Here is an 18,691-nt window from a genome sequence, read left to right as displayed (position 1 = left end):
GAGGGGCGTGTATCTGGAAGGGTAATACACATGACTATCGAACAACCGGCGACGCGGCCGGCCAACCCGCGTTTTTCCTCGGGGCCCTGTGCCAAACCCCCCACATTTGATCTGACCAAACTGGCGGATGCCGCCTTGGGCCGCTCGCATCGGGCTGCTGTCGGCAAGGACAAGCTGAAGGCGGCCATTGAAGGCACGCGAGAGATTCTAAGCATACCGGCGGATTATCGCATCGGCATTGTACCAGCCTCGGACACCGGTGCGGTTGAGATGGCGCTTTGGTCTTTGCTAGGTGAGCGCAAAGTTGAAATGCTGGCCTGGGAAAGCTTTGGCGCGGGTTGGGTGACTGATGTGGTCAAGCAACTGAAAATCGACGCTGAAGTGAAAACCGCCGAGTACGGGCAGATCGTTGATCTCGCGTCCGTCGATTTCGCCAACGATGTGGTGTTCACATGGAACGGAACGACTTCGGGTGTGCGGGTCCCAGATGGCGACTGGATTGCTGATGATCGTCAGGGTCTGACGATCTGTGACGCGACATCCGCTGCGTTCGCGATGGACTTGCCATGGGACAAGTTGGATGTGACAACGTTCAGCTGGCAGAAGGTTCTAGGCGGAGAGGCGGCTCATGGGATGCTGATCCTGTCTCCGCGCGCGGTCGAGCGCTTGGAGAGTTACACCCCGTCATGGCCTTTGCCGAAGATCTTCCGCCTGACCAAAGGTGGCAAGCTGATTGATGGGGTATTCACCGGCGCGACGATCAATACACCCTCAATGCTTGCGGTTGAGGATTACCTTTTCGCGTTGGATTGGGCGCGTTCAGTCGGAGGCTTGCAGGGGCTGATTGCTCGTGCGAATGCCAATGCTGGCGCGGTTCATGCGTTCTGCCACCAAAATGACTGGATCGCCAATCTGGCCGAAGACTCGACGACTCAATCAAATACGTCGGTCTGTCTGAAGTTCACCGATACGCGCATTCAAGATGGTGCCGTTTTTGCCAAAGCCGTCGCCAAACGGCTTGAGGCCGAAAACATTGCGCTTGATATCGGTGCCTATCGCGACGCCCCTGCGGGTCTGCGCATCTGGTGCGGCGGCACGGTTGAGACATCAGATATCGAGGCGATGCTGCCCTGGCTTGCATGGGCTTTTGAAGCCGAGATTGCAGCGCAAACCGAAGCTGCCTGACCTTTTCTACCGGGCCGCATCCGGCCCGGACCTTCCACAATGTTCAAGGACCAAAAATATGGCTCCCAAAGTACTCGTCTCTGACAAGCTGAGCGAAACCGCCGTACAAATCTTCCGCGACCGTGGCATCGACGTGGATTTCATGCCCGATCTGGGAAAGGACAAAGACAAGCTGGCCGAGGTGATCGGTCAGTATGACGGCCTCGCCATCCGTTCTGCCACCAAAGTCACGCCAACCATTCTGGAGAAGGCAGACAAGTTAAAAGTCATTGGTCGTGCCGGGATCGGCACCGACAATATCGACAAGGATGCGGCCTCGAAAAAAGGCGTGATCGTGATGAACACACCGTTCGGCAATATGATCACCACCGCCGAGCATGCCATCGCGATGATGTTTGCCGTGGCGCGGCAGATCCCCGAAGCCAGCACCTCGACCCATGCGGGTAAGTGGGAAAAGTCCAAGTTCATGGGGATTGAGCTGACCAACAAGACCCTGGGCGTGATCGGCGCGGGCAACATTGGTGGCATCGTATGCGAGCGTGCTTTGGGTCTGAAGATGAAGGTCGTCGCCTATGATCCCTACCTTGGCGAAGAGAAAGCCGCGCAGATGGGTGTGGAAAAGGTCGAACTGGACGAGCTTCTGGCCCGCGCTGACTTTATCACTCTGCACGTGCCGCTGACCGATCAGACGCGCAATATCCTCAGCCGTGAGAATCTGGCCAAGACCAAGAAAGGCGTGCGCATTGTCAACTGCGCCCGTGGCGGTCTGGTCGACGAGGACGCGCTGGCCGAGGCGTTGCAATCGGGTCATGTCGCCGGTGCGGCCTTTGACGTGTTCAGTGAGGAACCGGCCAAGGAGAACGCCCTGTTCAACCTACCCAATGTGGTTTGCACACCGCACTTGGGTGCGGCCACGACTGAGGCGCAGGAGAACGTGGCGCTGCAAGTGGCCGAGCAGATCTCGAATTACCTGCTGACCGGAGCGGTCGAGAACGCACTGAACATGCCCAGTGTGACGGCAGAGGAGGCCAAGGTCATGGGGCCGTGGATCAAGCTGGCCGGGCATCTGGGCAGCTTCATTGGTCAGATGACGGATGAGCCGATCAAGGCAATTAACATCCTCTATGACGGTGTCGCTGCGAACATGAACCTGGCTGCGTTGAATTGTTCGGTCGTTGCCGGAATCATGAAGAAATTCAATCCCGAGGTGAACATGGTCTCGGCCCCGGTTGTCGCGCGAGAGCGTGGTATACAGATCTCGACCACCAATCAGGACAAATCGGGTGCATTCGAAGGCTATATCAAGGTCACTGTGGTGACTGAAAAGCGTGAACGCTCAATCGGTGGCACGGTGTTCAGCGACGGCAAGCCGCGGTTTATTCAGATCAAGGGCATCAATATCGATGCCGAGATCGGGGCGCATATGCTCTATACGACTAACGAAGACGTGCCGGGCATCATTGGTGCTTTGGGACAGACCATGGGCGAGAACGATGTGAACATCGCGAACTTTACTCTTGGACGATCCGAAGCCGGCGGTGAGGCGATTGCGTTGCTTTATGTTGATGAACCGGTACCAGCTGAGGCGCGCGCCAAACTCGCCGAGACAGGTCTGTTTACTCAGATCAAACCGTTGGAGTTCGACGTGGCCTAACGGTCGCTGTTGAACTTCTGTGACAGATTGATGCCCGCGCTTGTCCAAAGCGTGGGCATCGCCTTTTCAAAGTGCTGATTTTGCGCCAGAAGTGCGGCAATCACCATTGCCCGAGGGGAAGCTGATGACCAATCCGATCTACGCAATTGGAGATTTGCACGGCCGCGTGGATGAGTTCGAGCGCTCCTTGGCGCTGATCGAACGCGATGGCGGCGCCGATGCCGAGATCGTGTATCTGGGCGATTACGTTGATCGGGGCCCCGACAGCCGGGGCGTTCTGGATAGGCTGATCGCTGGTCGCGATGCGGGCAAGCGGTGGATCACTCTGCTGGGCAACCATGACCGGATGTTTTCATGGTTCCTCGAAGATGTCCCACGTCACGACCCGCATATGTTGGTCGGGTATCATTGGCTGCACGAGCGGTTGGGTGGTGTCGAAACACTACAAAGCTATGGCGTGTTCTTCGATCAGCAGACACGGCTCGAGGATCTGCATGCAACAGCGCGGGGTGCGGTTCCCGATGCGCATCGGATATTTCTGCAAGGGCTCATCGCCATGCATCAAACGCGCGAGATTGCTTTTGTCCATGCGGGCATTCGGCCCGGTATTCCGCTGAGCGAACAACGGGAAAATGATCTGGTCTGGATCAGGCAAACCTTTCACAACCACCGAGGTCCGCATCCGAAACTGATCGTCCATGGGCATACGCCGGTGGATCAATCAACGCATTACGGCAATCGCATCAACCTGGATAGCGGCGCAGGGTATGGCCGTCCGGTTGGCGTTGCGGTGCTCGAAGGACAGGATTGCTGGTTGTTGACGGACAAGGGTCGCGTTGCGCTTTTGCCTTGAAGATCAGGTCTTGGTGAAAAGGTCTTTGCAGCGGTCACGTAGGATGTTCTTTTGCACCTTGCCCATTGTGTTGCGGGGGAGCTCGTCCAGCAGGATCAACTGGCGGGGATGTTTGAACCGGGCGAGCGCGTCCCGAACCGCACCCATGATGGCCTCGATATCTGGCGTATGACCGGGGGTAGGGACCAGAATGCCAACCGGGGTTTCTCCGAAATCCGGATGCGGGACGCCAATTACCGCGCTTTCCAGCACGCCGGGTTGTTCGTCTAGCAGCAGCTCGATCTCTTTGGGGTAGATATTATACCCGCCCGAGATGATCAGGTCTTTGCCACGCCCGACGATATGGACATAGCCATCTTCATCGATCCGCCCCAGATCACCGGTGATGAAGAACCCGTCTTCGCGCAGTTCTGCGGCGGTTTTGTCGGGCATTTGCCAGTAGCCCTGAAACACATTGGGACCGCGCACCTCGATGATGCCGATCTCACCATCTGCTAGGGTTTGACCTGTTTTGGGGTCTGTGACCTTCAGTTCAACATCCGGCAGGGGAAATCCGACCGTTCCCGCCCGGCGTTCGCCGTCATAGGGGTTAGAAGTGTTCATGTTCGTCTCGGTCATGCCATAGCGTTCCAGAATGCGATGACCTGTGCGGTCTTCAAATTGAACGTGGGTATCTGCCAGCAAAGGCGCTGAACCTGAGATGAACAGCCGCATATCCTGAGTCAGATCTTGGGCGAAGCGGTCGTCGCTTAGCAGGCGGGTGTAAAACGTCGGCACCCCCATCATCGCCGTTGCCTGTGGCATCAGGCGTAACATATCTTCCAGGTCGAACTTCGGCAGAAATATCATCGACCCGCCCGATGCGAGGACGACATTTGTCGCAACAAACAGTCCATGCGTGTGAAAGATCGGCAGCGCGTGCAACAGCACGTCATCATCTGTGAATCGCCATTCCTGCACAAGGGTCTCTGCGTTCGACAGCAGATTCGCCTGCGTCAGCATTGCCCCTTTCGAACGCCCCGTCGTGCCTGAAGTATATAGAAACGCAGCCAGATCATCTTCGGATCGGTGGGCCGGCTGAAAGGCCGGAAGCATGCCTAGGGCGCGTCGCATCAGGCTGCCTGAACCGTCGGCGTTCAGCGTTTCAAGCCGGGCATTGTTCTTTTGCACGATCTCGGCAAGCCCTGCCTCGTTTGCCTCATCGCACACCACTAGTGAAGCGCCGCTGTTTTCTATGAAATAGCTCAGCTCTAGCGTCGTATAGCCAGTGTTCAGCGGAAGAAAGATCAGCCCGGCTTGCGCGCAGGCAGCATAAAGCGCCAGTGCTTCGGCGGACTTCTCTACCTGCACAGCCACGCGATCACCCGGTTCCAGCTCAAGACCAGTCAGGGCGTTCGCCAGACGGGCCGCCGTGTCCAGAAACGCGGCATGGGTCAGAGTCTGACCATCCGGAAGGCGCAAAAATGGCGTATCCTTGCCTGCATGGATGCCCAGCAAACGATCATAAAGCGGGTTGCCCATCCCGATATCCTTTCCAGCAGACGCGCACATTCTGCGGCAAATCTGTCGTGGAATTGGGGAAGCGTAAAGCCCGGACAATCAGAACTCGGTCGTCATCCGATATCCGGCCGCAAAATACATCTTGGCAAACGTTACCGGCTGACCCTGCAGCCATGTGATACGCTCGGCAGTAAAAACGGGTTCACCCTCGGGAACGTCCAGAAAACCGGCCAAAGTGGTATCGGCGCGGCTGGCCAGAAAGGTCAACTCGACATTGGTGAACGGGACAGTTTGCACCAGCCAGTCATTGGGTCCGCCGCTAGAGAAATCTGCCTGCGTGACCTGAGGTACGCTGTCTATCACGATCCAGCGGTCTTCGAACTGAAAAGGTGAATTGCCGGAGAAATGCATGCATCGCACGTGCATCACACTTTGATCAGCACGTAGGGCCAACCGGGCCGCCAGCCAGTCTGGGGCGATCTGCGTTTCACATGACACAAGAGCGTAGCGATAGGTTCCGCCCGCCGCTTCGATTTCATCTCGGACCAGAGGAATTGTGAAGCGCGCCTGTCGCTGCGGTGCGCTAAGGACCCGGGTGCCTGCCTTTCGGCGCCGTTCAAGAAACCCTTCATCCGCCAGTTCCCGCAGTGCTCTGTTGACTGTGGTGCGGGTGCACGAAAACTCGACCGCTAATTCTTGCTCATTGGGAAGCAGAGCGTCGGGCTGCAATTCGCCCGAGCGGATTCGGCGCAGGACGGTTTGCTTAATGTCTTTGTAGCTGGTTGTGTCGCTGGTTTGGGTCATATCAGTTCAGATGTCTTCCAAAAGGTCATTCATCGCGGCACGATAATTGTTCAGGATCGCATCGCGGGCGATATGCCGCCCGCCGCGCACCTGATGTCGCCCGGCAGACCAAAGGTCGGTCACTGTTCCGTCAGGCGCGGCAAAGCTCAGGCCGTCAATCAATTGATCGTCGCGCAAAGTACACAAGGTGGCGTGACTTCGATCGATCGCAACCAGATCGGCCAGATGACCTATTGCGATCTCTCCGGCGTCGCGCCCCAGCGCCTGTGCGCCACCGCGGGCGGCTCCGGTATACAGCGTTTGACCGACCGAGCCTTCGCCACGTACCAGCACAGTGCGGGCCTTGTCGCGCAGACGTTGAGAATACTCCAGCGTACGCAATTCCTCGGGCAGTGAAATGCGCACATTCGAGTCTGAACCGACACCAAAGGCACCGCCCTGCTCGATGTAGACGGCACCATTGAAAATACCATCCCCCAGATTGGCCTCTGTGATCGGGCACAGACCGGCCACAGCCCCGGATCGGGCAAGAGCGCGGGTTTCATCGTCTGTCATATGAGTGGCATGGATCAGGCACCATCGTTCGTTCACATCCACGTTGCTCAGCAGCCAATCTACCGGTCGCTGACCCAGAGCGGCTTCTACATCCGTGACCTCCTTCTCTTGTTCAGAGATGTGGATGTGCACCGGGCCTCGTGGGGTAGCGTTCAGCACTTGCCGTAGATCATCAGGCGAGGTCGCACGCAGAGAGTGCGGCGCGATGCCAATCTGGCTGTCTGCATAAGGCATCAGCGGCTTACAGTCCTCGACAAGCTGCAGGAACCTTTCCACATCATTGCCGAACCGCAATTGACCACCGGTCAGAGGCTCTTGCGCGACGCCGCCATAGGTGTAGAGCACCGGTAGATGTGTCAATCCAATCCCGGTTTGGCTGACTGCCAAGAAGATGCGCTGACTCAGCTCAGACAACTGCGCATAAGGCGTGCCGCCGGGTTGGTGGTGGACGTAGTGGAATTCCCCGACCGCAGCATACCCGGCTTCCTGCATCTCCATATAGACCAATGCAGCAATGGACTCGATCTGTGCAGGAGTGAGGCGGTCCAGAAATCGGTACATCAAGGTACGCCAGGTCCAGAAGCTTTCGCGCCCTGCTACGCGCGTTTCGGTCATGCCCGCCATGGCGCGTTGAAAGGCATGGCTGTGCAGGTTCGCCAAAGCGGGCAGCAACACGTCGACCCGAGTGTCTTCGGGTTTTGGCTCGGTCCCTGATTTCAGCGCAGCGATCCGACCGTCCTCGATTTCGACTCGTAGGTTGTGCACCCACTCAGAGCCTAACAGGGCCGTTTTGGCATGAACCGTCATCGTAATTCCATTTTGTGTAGACTTTATATTTTTAGCCGTATACGAAAAAATCAAGCGCAGGGGGAGCCCAAAAGAATCGCCATGACGAAAAAAACTGTTCTTCGTAGCAAACATGTAGCCACCATGGGGGGCGACCAACCTTATGGGATGATCGAGGATGGTGCGATTGCCATCGATGGGTCGGAAATAGTTTGGGTTGGCGCTCGGTCGGCAATGCCGCCGTCATATGCCGAGTGGCCGCAGAACGACTATGGTGACCGCTTGATCACGCCCGCTCTGATTGATGCTCATACTCATGTTGTGTTTGGCGGCAACCGTGCGGTTGAGTTCGAAATGCGCCTGAAGGGCGCGACCTACGAAGAAATTGCTCGCGCGGGTGGAGGCATCCTGTCGACCGTAAACGGCACGCGGGCAGCAACAGAAGAAGAGCTGCTTGCAGGCGCGCTTTCGCGCGTGGACGCATTGCTGGCCGAAGGTGTGTCCTGCATCGAGGTGAAGTCGGGTTATGGGCTCGATGCCGAAACCGAACTGCGTATGTTGCGCGCGGCGCGCCGTATTGCGCGGGAGCGCCCTATTCGGGTCAATACCAGTTTTCTTGGCGCACATGCCGTTCCGCCAGAATATGCGGGTCGGGATGACGCCTATATTGACGAGGTCTGCATTCCGACACTGCGCGCGGCCCATGCCGAAGGGCTGGTGGACGCGGTGGATGGGTTCTGCGAAGGCATTGCATTTGATCCCACACAGATCGAACGGGTTTTTGTTGTCGCGCAAGAGCTTGGCCTACCGGTGAAGCTGCATGCTGAGCAACTTTCGAATCTAGGTGGGGCTAAGCTGGCGGCAGCTTACGGAGCGCTATCCGCTGATCATATCGAATATTTGGACGCCGACGGCGTTACCGCCATGGCTGGGGCCGGAACGGTCGCGGTCCTGCTGCCCGGCGCGTTTTATACGCTGCATGAAACGCAAGCTCCGCCGATTGAATTGTTGCGCCAGAAGAATGTTCCCATGGCACTGGCGACCGATTGCAATCCGGGGTCCTCACCCCTGACTTCTCTGCTGCTAACGATGAACATGGGGTGCACTTTGTTTCGCATGACGCCTGAAGAAGCATTGGCAGGTGTTACCCACGTCGCGGCCCGCGCTTTGGGTCTGGATGATACCGGCGTGATCGCGCCCGGATTGCGCGCTGATCTGGCCGTCTGGGATGCTACTCATCCTGCAGAACTGTCCTATCGCATCGGTTTCAACCCTCTGCATAAACGTATTTTTGGAGGTCAGGAATGACACCTCTGTTGCTTGTCCCCGGTCAGGTTTCGCTGGATCAGCTTGGTCAGATCTACTGGACCGAAGCCGCCATTTCGCTGGACGCCGCCTGCCGATCCAAGGTTGAGGTCGCTGCTGCACGCATTGCGCAGGCTGCCGAAGGAAGCGAGCCCGTCTATGGCGTCAACACCGGCTTTGGCAAACTGGCGAGTCACAAGATCGCGGCCAAAGATACCTCAACCCTGCAGCGCAACCTGATCCTCAGCCATTGTTGCGGGGTGGGGCCGGCTGTGCCGCGTCGTCTGGCGCGGCTGATGATGTCGCTCAAGCTGCTGTCCTTCGGGCGCGGCGCGTCAGGTGTCCGTTGGGAGCTTGTCGAATTGCTGCAGCAGATGCTGGCGCGCGGTGTGACACCGGTGATCCCGGCGCAGGGTTCGGTTGGTGCATCTGGTGATCTGGCGCCCTTGGCCCATATGACCGCGGTTGTGATCGGTGAAGGCGAGGCCGAAGTAAACGGCACCGTCATGCCGGGTGCTGATGCTTTGAGGACAGCCGGGTTAGAGCCGATACAGCTCGGACCCAAGGAAGGTCTGGCGTTCATCAACGGCACACAGTTTTCAACCGCGTATGCGCTGGCCGGTCTGTTCGAAGGATGGCGTTCGGCGCAAAACGCGTTGGTAATTTCGGCGGCATCGACGGATGCGATCATGGGTTCTACCGCCCCCTTGCAGCCCGAAATTCACGCGCTGCGTGGCCATCGCGGCCAGATCGAGGCAGCGGCGGCAATGCGGGCCACGCTGGATGGCTCGGAAATCCGCGAAAGCCATCGCGATGAGGATACGCGGGTGCAGGACCCATACTGCATCCGATGCCAGCCGCAGGTCACGGGTGCTGCGATGGATGTGATCCGGCAGGCCGCCGCAACGCTTGTGGTTGAGGCCAACGCCGCCACCGACAATCCGCTGGTTCTGACCGATCCGGATGCCATTGTCTCGGGCGGGAACTTCCACGCCGAACCGGTAGGCTTTGCCGCCGATATGATTGCTTTGGCCCTGTCAGAGATCGGGGCGATCGCACAGCGTCGGATCGCATTAATGGTCGACCCGGCGCTTAGCTTTGATCTGCCGCCCTTCCTGACGCCCGAGCCGGGGCTGAACTCGGGTCTGATGATCGCCGAGGTCACAACGGCTGCGTTGATGAGCGAGAACAAACATCTGGCCAACCCATGTGTGACCGACAGCACACCTACATCGGCCAATCAGGAAGACCACGTCTCGATGGCGGCGCACGGGGCGCGGCGTTTAGGCCGGATGGTTGATAATTTGAACTATATTCTGGGGATCGAACTGCTCTGCGCCGCGCAAGGCATCGAGTTCCGCGCACCTCTTGCGACCAGCAAAGCGCTGACCAGCGTGGTTGGGCGTTTGCGCGACGATATCCCGTCGCTTGGCGATGATCGCTATCTGGCGCCTGAATTGGAAACCGCGAAGTCCCTAGTCGAAAGCGGAACTATTTTGCAGGCAGCTGCAATGCCCATGCCGGAGCTGTCGTGATGCAGGTTTTCAGTGTTCAGCGTGGCGATGGGCCCATCGTGCTGGGACAGCCGCATGGCGGCACGTATGTGCCCGACGACATTGCTGCGCGACTGAATGCGAATGGGCAGGCGCTGGCGGATACGGATTGGCATATCAATCAGCTCTACGATGGGCTCTTGGCCAATGCGACGGTCGTGCAATCCCAAATCCACCGCTATGTCATTGACGCCAACCGAGACCCTGCGGGCGCATCATTGTATCCGGGGCAGAACACTACAACTCTGGTGCCGTTGACCGATTTTGACGGTCAGCCGATCTGGGCCGAGGGGCAGGAGCCCTCAACCGATGAGATTGAAGCGCGACGCATCGCCTACCACGCGCCCTACCACAACGCGCTTGAGCAAGAGCTTGAAAGGGTGCGGGCAATACACGGCGTTGCGATCTTGTTTGACTGCCACTCGATCCGCAGCAAGATTCCGTTCCTCTTTGAAGGCACCCTGCCGGATATGAACATCGGCACCGATGGTGGCGCGACCTGTGCCCACGGCATTGAGGCCGCGGCCTATGAATTTTCGCATTCCTCCCCTTACAGCACCGTCCTGAACGGGCGATTCCGAGGGGGTTGGACGACCCGATACTATGGCCGTCCTGATGAAGGCCAACACGCGATCCAGATGGAACTGGCGCAATCTACCTATCTGTCCACCGAAACCCCTCCGTGGGCGTTTGACCAGGCAAAAGCCAAGCGCCTGCGTCGCTGGTTGGTGGATATTCTCGACGCCATCCAAGACACTGCATTGGAGCTTTGACATGACCGATCCTCGCAAGAATACCCGCGATATCTATCCGCCCACCGGCCCCGAACTGAACGCAAAAAGCTGGGTGACCGAAGCGCCGTTGCGGATGATGATGAATAACCTGCATCCGGATGTGGCCGAAAACCCGCACGAGCTGGTGGTTTATGGCGGCATCGGTCGCGCGGCGCGGACATGGAACGATTTCGACCGGATCGTCGCAGGGCTGAAAGATCTGGAAGAGGATGAAACCCTGATCGTCCAGTCGGGCAAACCGGTGGCGATCATCCGCACCCATAAGGATGCGCCTCGGGTTCTGATCGCCAACTCAAACATCGTGCCTCATTGGGCCAATTGGGATCACTTCAACGAGCTCGATAAGAAGGGGCTGATGATGTACGGCCAGATGACGGCCGGTTCGTGGATCTATATCGGTACGCAGGGCATCGTACAGGGCACCTACGAAACCTTTGCCGAGGCTGGCCGTCAGCACTATGGCGGCGACTTGACTGGCAAGTGGATTCTGACCGGCGGTCTGGGCGGCATGGGTGGCGCACAGCCTCTGGCGGCAGTGTTCGCCGGGGCCAGTTGTTTGGCGGTCGAGTGCAATCCGGATTCTATCGATTTCCGCCTGCGCACCAAGTATCTGGACGAAAAAGCCGAGACTCTCGACGAAGCGCTTGAGATGATCGACCGCTGGACCAAGGCGGGCGAGGCGAAATCTGTGGGTCTGCTAGGCAATGCGGCTGAGGTGTTCCCCGAAATTTATGCGCGGATGCAGGCCGGTGGCATGCGCCCCGATATCGTCACTGACCAAACCAGCGCCCATGACCCGATCAATGGGTATCTGCCGATTGGCTGGAGCATGGCGCAGTGGAAGGACAAGCGCGAAACTGATCCTAAAGCGGTTGAAAAGGCCGCCCGTGCCTCGATGAAACAGCATGTCGCTGCAATGGTCGATTTCTGGAACGCGGGCGTTCCGACGCTGGATTACGGCAACAACATCCGTCAGGTGGCGCAGGATGAAGGCTTGGAGAATGCCTTTGCCTTCCCCGGCTTTGTGCCCGCCTATATCCGGCCGCTGTTCTGCAAGGGCATCGGCCCGTTCCGCTGGTGTGCATTGTCGGGTGACCCCGAGGATATCTACAAGACCGACGCCAAGATGAAGGAGCTGTTCCCCGAGAACGAGCATCTGCATCGTTGGCTGGATATGGCACAGGAACGCATTGCGTTTCAGGGTCTGCCCGCACGTATATGCTGGATCGGCCTTGGAGATCGCCACCGCGCGGGGTTGGCCTTCAACGAAATGGTTGCCAATGGCGAGTTGAAAGCGCCTGTTGTCATTGGGCGTGATCACTTGGACTCGGGCTCGGTCGCCAGCCCGAACCGCGAGACCGAGGCGATGCTGGACGGCTCGGATGCAGTGTCGGATTGGCCGCTGTTGAACGCTCTGATCAATACGGCCAGCGGTGCGACCTGGGTCTCGCTGCATCACGGCGGCGGCGTTGGTATGGGCTTCAGCCAGCACGCGGGTGTGGTGATCTGTGCAGATGGTACCGAAGATGCCGCACGGCGATTGGAGCGTGTTCTGTGGAACGACCCTGCCTCAGGCGTCTGGCGTCACGCAGATGCGGGGTATGAGATCGCGAAAGACTGCGCTCGCGAACATGGGCTGCGCCTGCCTGGTATTCTCGGTTAGATCAATCTGCCTCTGGTGAAAATGCTGCACCTGCGATATCCCGCAGGTGCGCTAATCGGAGGCCTGACATGTATGTAGCTACTCTGCTGACCAACCCTGCGGCCCCTTCTTTAGAGGCGACGCTGGTTGAGTCGTTGCGGAATGCATGGGGCGGGGGTGATGCGAACTGGCTGAGCCTCGATGAGGCGGCCGAGTTTTCCCTGCCAGAAACTCCCGACAATCGCTGGGACGTCTGGGACGAGTTGCAACAGATGGGCGTGGACCTGGTCGTGCAAAAAGCCGACGGTCGCCGGAAAAAGATGCTGCTGGCCGATATGGACAGCACCATGATCCAACAGGAATGCATCGATGAACTGGCGGATGAGGCTGGTGTCGGTGATCGGGTCAAGGACATCACCGCGCGCGCAATGAACGGCGAGCTGGATTTCGAAGGTGCGCTGGCTGAGCGTGTGGGCTTATTGAAAGGGCTGGATGAAAGCGTGATCGGCAAGGTTCTGGATGAACGGATCACATTGATGCCCGGTGGTAAGGTGCTACTTGCCACGATGCGCGCGAATGGGGCCTATGCAGCGCTGGTGTCGGGTGGGTTCACGGCTTTTACGGCTAAGGTCGCCGAAGCGCTTGGGTTTGATGAGAACCGGGCGAATACATTGCTAGCTGAGGATGGCAAGCTTACCGGCGACGTGAAGCGGCCCATTCTTGGGCGACAGGCCAAAATAGAGGCATTGGAGCAGATCACAACAGGCCTAGGTATCTCCGAGGTTGACGTGATTGCCGTCGGCGATGGAGCGAATGATCTGGGAATGTTGGGTCGGGCGGGGACGGGTGTCGCGTTGCACGCTAAGCCTTCGGTCGCTGCCGAATGTGATGTCCGCATAAATCACGGCGATCTGACAGCGTTGTTGTATCTGCAGGGCTATGGCAGGTCAGAATTTCAAGGCCTCTAAGGGGCTTCCTTTAATTTAACTATTGTGTTAAATAAAGCCATGAATACGCTTCTGGTAACATTCTCCGCTTTGTCTGATGCCACTCGGTTCTCGATTGTCGAGCAACTGATGGACGAAGGCGAACTGCCCGTCGGTAATTTGATAGAAGGCAAGGGCATGTCAGGGGCCGCGATCTCGCGCCATTTGAAGGTTTTGCGCGAGGCCGGGTTGGTGCAACAGCGGGTACACGGCACGCAACGGATGTATTCGGTGCAGCCCGAGGGGCTGCGCGCGATAGCCGAATGGACGATTTCCAAACGGCAGTTCTGGGAAAGCAGCCTCGACCGTTTGGAAGAGCTTATTGAAAGGGAAAATTCATGGCCGACCTGAAACTGGAACGAGATTTTCCCGTTAGTCCCGAGGTCCTGTTCGCATGGGTCAGCGATGGTGCGAAGCTTCTGCAGTGGTGGGGGCCCGAAGGGTTGCATGTACCGGAACATGATCTCGACTTTTCGCGCATTGGTCCCTGGTATTCGGTTATGCAGAATGGCGAGGGTCAGCAGTTCAAAGTCTCGGGTCACGTTACCCATATCGATCGACCAAAATCTGTTGGATTTACGTGGGCTTGGCATGACGATCAGGACCAGCGCGGTGCGGAAAGCCATGTGACCTTTTCGGTTACCGCGACCAACAGCGGATCACGGCTGGTGGTTGATCACCGTGAACTTGTCGATGCCGAATCGGCCACGAACCACAACGAAGGCTGGACATCGTCGCTGCGCAAACTCGAAGCACTTTGCAAATAGGTTTTCATCAGGGAGGAGCGATATGCCCCAATATTTGTTTGTTTATCACGGGGGTCACACCCCAACCGATCCCGCCGAGATCGAGGCGACCATGGCCGCTTGGGGCGCTTGGTTTCAGGAAATCGGCGGCTCATTAGAGATTCCGGGAAATCCTGTAGGCCAGTCCTACACGGTCAGCAGCGGAGGGGTTGAAGACAATGGCGGATCAAATCCGGCCTCAGGTTTCACGGTGGTGAAGGCCGACAGCATTGAGACTGCAACCGAATTGGCCAAAGGCTGCCCGATGGTCGTGAATGGCTCGGGCTCGGTCGAAGTGGCCGAGGTGCACGAGATCGAGATGTAAGCCTCAGCCGGGGAATCCCGGTGAGGGTTTGATTACACCACATTCCAGCCCGCGGCGGCTGTATTGCGTGGCGTTCATGAATTTGCGGGTGGCCGGGTGATCGGCCTCTAGCACACCTAAATGCACTAGAATCGCGGCGATGGCGCATTCGCTGGCGCGGGTAGTGCCGTCAGTGATTTTTAGCGCAACGCCCATGCGCTTTTCAGGGATGATGGCAACAAAGACGGCCTCGGCCCCTGTCTTGATTGCAACGCGCCCGTTCATCGCTCGCATCAACTCGGTACAAGCGCGAGTTTCACCTGCGACAAGTTCGGGATGTTTCACCATCGCTTCTGTGAGCTGCACCGCTGCTTCGCTGGAGCGGTCCGAACGGTCTGCGGCAGAGGCAAACCAAGCCATTGATCGCGCAAGCCCTACCAGTGATGTCGCAAAATTTGGGGCGGAGCACCCGTCGATTCCGTAGGTGGGACTGGTTTCGCTTGTGGTTTCTTCGATGGCAGACAGGCAGGCCTGCTGAACAGGATGATCTATTTCCAGGTATTCCGGCCCGGCCCCCATATGCTGCGCCAAAGTCAGGAAGCCGCAATGCTTGCCTGAGCAGTTGTTGTGAATCTGGCAAGGCGTGTCATCTGCCAGTATCAGCCCGTCACGGGCCGCCATGTCGGCAGGTTCCTGCGGGCCGCAGCGCAGATCGGGCTCGGACAGGCCGAGGTGATCGAGCCAGGCGGACACGCGGTCAGTATGGATATGCGCCCCGTTATGTGAAGCGCAGGCCAAGGCCAGATGTTCGCTGTTCAAACCGTATTTTGCAGCTGCTCCCGAGGTGATCAGCGGTAGGGCCTGGATCATTTTGGCCGAGGAGCGGGGATAGATCACCGCGTTTGGATCACCCCAGCTGCGCACGATCTGACCACTATCGTCACAGACCACTGCATGGCCCATATGCAGGCTTTCCAACAGTGACCCGCGCCAGAGTTCTGTCATTGGTACGGCTTGTGTCATGTCCACCCCATCAATCATGCGCAAAAATCTGCCAATCGCCCTTTCGCCTGTGGCGAAACCTGCGTTAGTGTGTGTATGTCGACAATCATCGGAATACGCAACTGAACAGACGAACCGGCAGAGTTCGCACGTATTTCCGATGGGTATGAGGTAATAGGTCGGGCTAGGAGGCTGAACCGATGGGATTAAAGCTCGTCCGCGTGATCGCGGGCCTGTGCATGGCAGGAATGGCGACAACGGCAATTGCGCAGCAGGCGACCAGTACCAATCGCGTCGCTGCAAAAACGGACTGGAGCGTGTTTGTCGAGGACGACCCAACCGAATGCTGGAGCGTATCTGCCCCGAAAGAGACCGTGAACACACGCGGTGGCCGGGTCGTTTCCGTTCGGCGCAGCGATATCCTGCTGTTTGTGTTCTATCGCCCGAATGCCGAGGTTAAAGGGCAGGTGACCTTTACCGGCGGCTATCCGTTTGCGTCTGGTTCTACTGTCAATTTGGTTGTCGATGGCAGCGAGTTCGAGCTGTTCACCGATGGTGAGTGGGCATGGCCTGCGACCGCCTCGGATGATGCCAAGATCGTCACAGCGATGAAGCGCGGAAGTGAGGCGGTGCTGACCGCCCGTTCGGAACGTGGTACGCAGACCAAGGACACTTTCTCGTTGCTGGGCTTTACGGCCGCGATTGAAGACGCGGAAACGCGCTGCACGAACTAAGCCACAAGCAGATCAAATTCCGAAACCCCGCTTTCCGGCGGGGTTTTATTTGTTTGGTCCGATCCTGTGTGTTTTCAGAAATTTACGCTACGTAGAGCGGTGTTTCTTGATCCGTGTCAAAGCCTGCGTCCCCGTTTTCTGAACTAATTAGTTCAGAATTTGTTGAGGAGTCGGCAATGAACTTAAGCAAAAACCTGGCAGTGCTCTTGATGGCGTCTGCGGTGATCCTTGCAGGTTGTGAGAAAGGATCGGAAACCTATCCGATAACGGGTGAGCAATGTGGTCCGGAAGATCCCGTAAAGACCCTGGATGCAGAAGATTGCAACATCCCGCCCGCAGTAAACTAACAACAGTGGGCCGCTTAAGTTTCTGCTTTAGTGGCCCATCTTGATTGGGCGCGCATCTTGATCCGTGATAGACAGATATCTCTGTCTGGAGGATTGATGGATGCGATGGGCATTTGTTTTTTTGATGTTTCCGATATCCGCAATTGCGGATCCAACTATGGAGTGTATTGACGCCGGTTCGCAGGTGGAAATTGGATCTTGTGTTTCGGATATGGAATTGCGGGTAAACGCTGCGATAGACTCCAGCTATTCGCTGGCGCTTGGCTCCGCACAAGAACTGGACGAGGTCACTGGACGGGTCGTTGCTGTGCCTGCGCTGGAGGCCTCGCAAAACGCGTGGGTGGCCTATCGCGATGCGCAGTGCGAAGCGGTAGGTGCTTCGTTCGGCGGAGGATCGGGTACGGGGATCGCCATCACAGCCTGTCGGGTTGACCTTGGCCGGGCGCGGGTTGACGAATTGTTGCGTTACGCAAATTGAAGCACGAATTCTTTTGATCTTTACGTGTGTTCCTATATAGAGGCGCATCCCAAGCCAGAATCCACCGAGATACGCCAATGTCGCCCAAAGCGCCGATCACTCAAGACGTCATGACCATCCCCCGCAAACTGCCCGAGGGGAAGATGAACCTTGTCGGTTTGACCCGCGATCAATTGCGTGAGGCGCTAATTGAACACGGCACGCCCGAAAAGCAGGCGAAGATGCGCACGGGGCAGATTTGGCAATGGATCTACCAATGGGGTGTGCGTGATTTTGGTGAGATGACCAATCTGGCCAAGGCCTATCGCACGCAACTGGCCGAGCAGTTCGTAATCGAAATCCCCGAAGTCGTGACCCGCCAGGTTTCAGAGGACGGCACCCGCAAGTATCTGTGCCGCATCGCGGGCGGGCATGAGGTTGAGGTTGTCTATATCCCTGAAGATGATCGCGGAACTCTATGCATTTCATCTCAGGTGGGCTGTACTCTGACCTGCTCCTTCTGCCACACGGGCACGCAGAAATTGGTGCGCAACCTGACAGCGGCCGAAATTGTCGGGCAGGTCATGATGGCGCGTGACGATCTTGAGGAATGGCCAACACCGGGTGCGCCCAAAGATGAAACACGCCTGCTGTCAAATATCGTGCTGATGGGTATGGGCGAGCCGCTTTACAACTTTGAAAACGTCCGTGACGCAATGAAGATCGCGATGGACCCCGAGGGGATTTCTCTGTCCCGTCGCCGCATCACGCTGTCGACCTCGGGTGTGGTACCCGAGATCGCGCGCACGGCTGAAGAAATTGGATGCCTGTTGGCGATCTCGTTCCACGCCACCACTGATGAAACTCGCGACGTACTTGTTCCGATCAACAAGCGCTGGAATATCGAGGAACTGCTGCAGGCGTTGGCCAGCTATCCCAACGCGTCGAATTCTGAACGGATCACGTTCGAATACGTGATGCTGGATGGCGTGAACGACAGCGACGAAGACGCTCATCGTCTGATCGCTCATATCAAGCGCCATAACATCCCGGCCAAGATCAACCTGATCCCGTTCAACGAATGGCCGGGCGCGCCCTACAAGCGCAGCTCGAACAATCGCATCCGGGCCTTTGCCAACATCATCTATCAGGCGGGCTATGCCTCACCCATCCGCAAAACGCGGGGTGAGGATATCATGGCGGCCTGCGGCCAGTTAAAATCGGCCACCGAACGGGCCCGGAAATCGCGAAAGCAGATCGAGGCTGAAGCCGGGCTAAACCGCTAAGGGCATGCGCCGTGGCTTCACGCGAAAAACTTAATGAATTGAGTGCTGTTTCCTTGTTCAAAATTTGGTATCTTCGGCGCAGACCCGCTCTGGATGGGGAACTCACCGACAGACACAAGGTGGTGAGATTGCCGGGGCGGTGCTGGTAACACCAATTAA

At 57.6% G+C, this 18,691-nt stretch carries 19 protein-coding genes; 15 read left to right on the top strand and 4 right to left on the bottom strand.

The window, feature by feature from the left end:
* The first annotated feature begins 30 nt into the window (after positions 1-30).
* The 3 genes from ACR0AU_RS06655 (at position 31) to ACR0AU_RS06645 (ending at position 3,692) form a co-directional block, all read left to right on the top strand.
* Complete coding sequence (locus tag ACR0AU_RS06655; RefSeq protein ID WP_170732592.1) at positions 31-1,185, top strand: phosphoserine transaminase; 1,155 nt, start codon at positions 31-33, stop codon at positions 1,183-1,185.
* Between the two features lie 58 nt (positions 1,186-1,243).
* Complete coding sequence (gene serA / locus ACR0AU_RS06650; RefSeq protein ID WP_170399107.1) at positions 1,244-2,839, top strand: phosphoglycerate dehydrogenase; 1,596 nt, start codon at positions 1,244-1,246, stop codon at positions 2,837-2,839.
* A gap of 124 nt (positions 2,840-2,963) precedes the next feature.
* Entirely contained in the window at positions 2,964-3,692 is a 729-nt protein-coding gene (locus tag ACR0AU_RS06645) for a metallophosphoesterase family protein (protein ID WP_170399105.1), read from the top strand.
* A 3-nt stretch (positions 3,693-3,695) separates the two neighbouring features.
* On the opposite strand, the gene ACR0AU_RS06640 is transcribed toward ACR0AU_RS06645, so the two are convergent.
* The 3 genes from ACR0AU_RS06640 to ACR0AU_RS06630 form a co-directional block, all read right to left on the bottom strand.
* Positions 3,696-5,213, bottom strand: a complete 1,518-nt coding sequence (locus ACR0AU_RS06640) for a malonate--CoA ligase (RefSeq protein WP_170732590.1) — start codon at positions 5,211-5,213, stop codon at positions 3,696-3,698.
* 78 nt (positions 5,214-5,291) lie between these two features.
* A complete protein-coding gene (locus ACR0AU_RS06635; protein ID WP_480795444.1) occupies positions 5,292-5,996 on the bottom strand; it encodes a GntR family transcriptional regulator in 705 nt (234 codons plus the stop codon).
* Between the two features lie 6 nt (positions 5,997-6,002).
* Complete coding sequence (locus ACR0AU_RS06630; RefSeq protein WP_480795443.1) at positions 6,003-7,358, bottom strand: formimidoylglutamate deiminase; 1,356 nt, start codon at positions 7,356-7,358, stop codon at positions 6,003-6,005.
* A gap of 81 nt (positions 7,359-7,439) precedes the next feature.
* Here ACR0AU_RS06630 and hutI point away from each other — a divergent pair, with 81 nt between their 5' ends.
* The 8 genes from hutI (at position 7,440) to ACR0AU_RS06590 (ending at position 14,727) form a co-directional block, all read left to right on the top strand.
* Positions 7,440-8,645, top strand: coding sequence for an imidazolonepropionase (gene hutI / locus ACR0AU_RS06625; RefSeq protein WP_480795442.1), 1,206 nt, complete (start codon positions 7,440-7,442; stop codon positions 8,643-8,645).
* Positions 8,642-10,177 (top strand): histidine ammonia-lyase, encoded by a 1,536-nt coding sequence (gene hutH / locus ACR0AU_RS06620; RefSeq protein WP_170425955.1) that lies wholly within the window; start codon positions 8,642-8,644, stop codon positions 10,175-10,177. The genes hutI and hutH overlap by 4 nt, the downstream gene beginning before the upstream one ends.
* The gene (gene hutG / locus ACR0AU_RS06615) at positions 10,177-10,968 is read left to right on the top strand and encodes an N-formylglutamate deformylase (protein ID WP_480795441.1); all 792 of its coding nucleotides are present in this window, start codon (positions 10,177-10,179) and stop codon (positions 10,966-10,968) included. Before hutH ends, hutG begins: the two co-directional genes overlap by 1 nt.
* 1 nt (position 10,969) lies before the next feature.
* On the top strand, positions 10,970-12,652 hold the full coding sequence (hutU, locus tag ACR0AU_RS06610) for a urocanate hydratase (protein ID WP_010440659.1): 1,683 nt from the start codon (positions 10,970-10,972) through the stop codon (positions 12,650-12,652).
* Between the two features lie 68 nt (positions 12,653-12,720).
* Positions 12,721-13,599 (top strand): phosphoserine phosphatase SerB, encoded by an 879-nt coding sequence (gene serB, locus ACR0AU_RS06605; RefSeq protein ID WP_170732584.1) that lies wholly within the window; start codon positions 12,721-12,723, stop codon positions 13,597-13,599.
* A 39-nt stretch (positions 13,600-13,638) separates the two neighbouring features.
* Positions 13,639-13,968 carry a metalloregulator ArsR/SmtB family transcription factor gene (locus ACR0AU_RS06600; RefSeq protein WP_170732583.1) on the top strand — a complete coding sequence of 110 codons (330 nt, stop codon included), beginning with the start codon at positions 13,639-13,641 and terminating at the stop codon, positions 13,966-13,968.
* Positions 13,956-14,384, top strand: coding sequence for an SRPBCC family protein (locus tag ACR0AU_RS06595; protein ID WP_170399086.1), 429 nt, complete (start codon positions 13,956-13,958; stop codon positions 14,382-14,384). The genes ACR0AU_RS06600 and ACR0AU_RS06595 overlap by 13 nt, the downstream gene beginning before the upstream one ends.
* Before the next feature lie 22 nt (positions 14,385-14,406).
* On the top strand, positions 14,407-14,727 hold the full coding sequence (locus tag ACR0AU_RS06590) for a YciI family protein (protein WP_170732582.1): 321 nt from the start codon (positions 14,407-14,409) through the stop codon (positions 14,725-14,727).
* 3 nt (positions 14,728-14,730) lie between these two features.
* On the opposite strand, the gene ACR0AU_RS06585 is transcribed toward ACR0AU_RS06590, so the two are convergent.
* Positions 14,731-15,729 carry an asparaginase gene (locus ACR0AU_RS06585; RefSeq protein WP_480795440.1) on the bottom strand — a complete coding sequence of 333 codons (999 nt, stop codon included), beginning with the start codon at positions 15,727-15,729 and terminating at the stop codon, positions 14,731-14,733.
* Positions 15,730-15,908: 179 nt separating this feature from the next.
* Here ACR0AU_RS06585 and ACR0AU_RS06580 point away from each other — a divergent pair, with 179 nt between their 5' ends.
* From ACR0AU_RS06580 to rlmN, 4 genes are all read left to right on the top strand, one after another.
* Positions 15,909-16,442, top strand: coding sequence for an invasion associated locus B family protein (locus ACR0AU_RS06580; protein WP_170399079.1), 534 nt, complete (start codon positions 15,909-15,911; stop codon positions 16,440-16,442).
* 176 nt (positions 16,443-16,618) lie between these two features.
* Entirely contained in the window at positions 16,619-16,789 is a 171-nt protein-coding gene (locus tag ACR0AU_RS06575; protein ID WP_480795439.1) for a hypothetical protein, read from the top strand.
* Between the two features lie 157 nt (positions 16,790-16,946).
* The gene (locus ACR0AU_RS06570; protein WP_480438911.1) at positions 16,947-17,267 is read left to right on the top strand and encodes a lysozyme inhibitor LprI family protein; all 321 of its coding nucleotides are present in this window, start codon (positions 16,947-16,949) and stop codon (positions 17,265-17,267) included.
* Positions 17,268-17,344: 77 nt separating this feature from the next.
* Positions 17,345-18,532, top strand: a complete 1,188-nt coding sequence (gene rlmN / locus ACR0AU_RS06565; protein WP_170562225.1) for a dual-specificity RNA methyltransferase RlmN — start codon at positions 17,345-17,347, stop codon at positions 18,530-18,532.
* Positions 18,533-18,691 lie beyond the last annotated feature (159 nt).

It is taken from the genome of Ruegeria sp. CG1 (assembly GCF_056537265.1).
Note: the sequence above shows the minus strand (reverse complement) of the source record. Positions and strands in the feature narration are given on the sequence as shown.

Coding starts and splice junctions, on each gene's coding strand:
- serB (WP_170732584.1), top strand. CDS start 12,721: ATGTATGTAGCTACTCTGCTGACCAACCCTGCGGCCCCTTCTTTAGAG.
- ACR0AU_RS06590 (WP_170732582.1), top strand. CDS start 14,407: ATGCCCCAATATTTGTTTGTTTATCACGGGGGTCACACCCCAACCGAT.
- hutU (WP_010440659.1), top strand. CDS start 10,970: ATGACCGATCCTCGCAAGAATACCCGCGATATCTATCCGCCCACCGGC.
- ACR0AU_RS06570 (WP_480438911.1), top strand. CDS start 16,947: ATGGAGTGTATTGACGCCGGTTCGCAGGTGGAAATTGGATCTTGTGTT.
- ACR0AU_RS06575 (WP_480795439.1), top strand. CDS start 16,619: ATGAACTTAAGCAAAAACCTGGCAGTGCTCTTGATGGCGTCTGCGGTG.
- serA (WP_170399107.1), top strand. CDS start 1,244: ATGGCTCCCAAAGTACTCGTCTCTGACAAGCTGAGCGAAACCGCCGTA.
- hutI (WP_480795442.1), top strand. CDS start 7,440: ATGACGAAAAAAACTGTTCTTCGTAGCAAACATGTAGCCACCATGGGG.
- ACR0AU_RS06595 (WP_170399086.1), top strand. CDS start 13,956: ATGGCCGACCTGAAACTGGAACGAGATTTTCCCGTTAGTCCCGAGGTC.
- ACR0AU_RS06640 (WP_170732590.1), bottom strand. CDS start 5,213: ATGGGCAACCCGCTTTATGATCGTTTGCTGGGCATCCATGCAGGCAAG.
- ACR0AU_RS06630 (WP_480795443.1), bottom strand. CDS start 7,358: ATGACGGTTCATGCCAAAACGGCCCTGTTAGGCTCTGAGTGGGTGCAC.
- ACR0AU_RS06655 (WP_170732592.1), top strand. CDS start 31: ATGACTATCGAACAACCGGCGACGCGGCCGGCCAACCCGCGTTTTTCC.
- hutG (WP_480795441.1), top strand. CDS start 10,177: ATGCAGGTTTTCAGTGTTCAGCGTGGCGATGGGCCCATCGTGCTGGGA.
- hutH (WP_170425955.1), top strand. CDS start 8,642: ATGACACCTCTGTTGCTTGTCCCCGGTCAGGTTTCGCTGGATCAGCTT.
- ACR0AU_RS06580 (WP_170399079.1), top strand. CDS start 15,909: ATGGGATTAAAGCTCGTCCGCGTGATCGCGGGCCTGTGCATGGCAGGA.
- ACR0AU_RS06635 (WP_480795444.1), bottom strand. CDS start 5,996: ATGACCCAAACCAGCGACACAACCAGCTACAAAGACATTAAGCAAACC.
- ACR0AU_RS06585 (WP_480795440.1), bottom strand. CDS start 15,729: ATGACACAAGCCGTACCAATGACAGAACTCTGGCGCGGGTCACTGTTG.
- rlmN (WP_170562225.1), top strand. CDS start 17,345: ATGTCGCCCAAAGCGCCGATCACTCAAGACGTCATGACCATCCCCCGC.
- ACR0AU_RS06600 (WP_170732583.1), top strand. CDS start 13,639: ATGAATACGCTTCTGGTAACATTCTCCGCTTTGTCTGATGCCACTCGG.
- ACR0AU_RS06645 (WP_170399105.1), top strand. CDS start 2,964: ATGACCAATCCGATCTACGCAATTGGAGATTTGCACGGCCGCGTGGAT.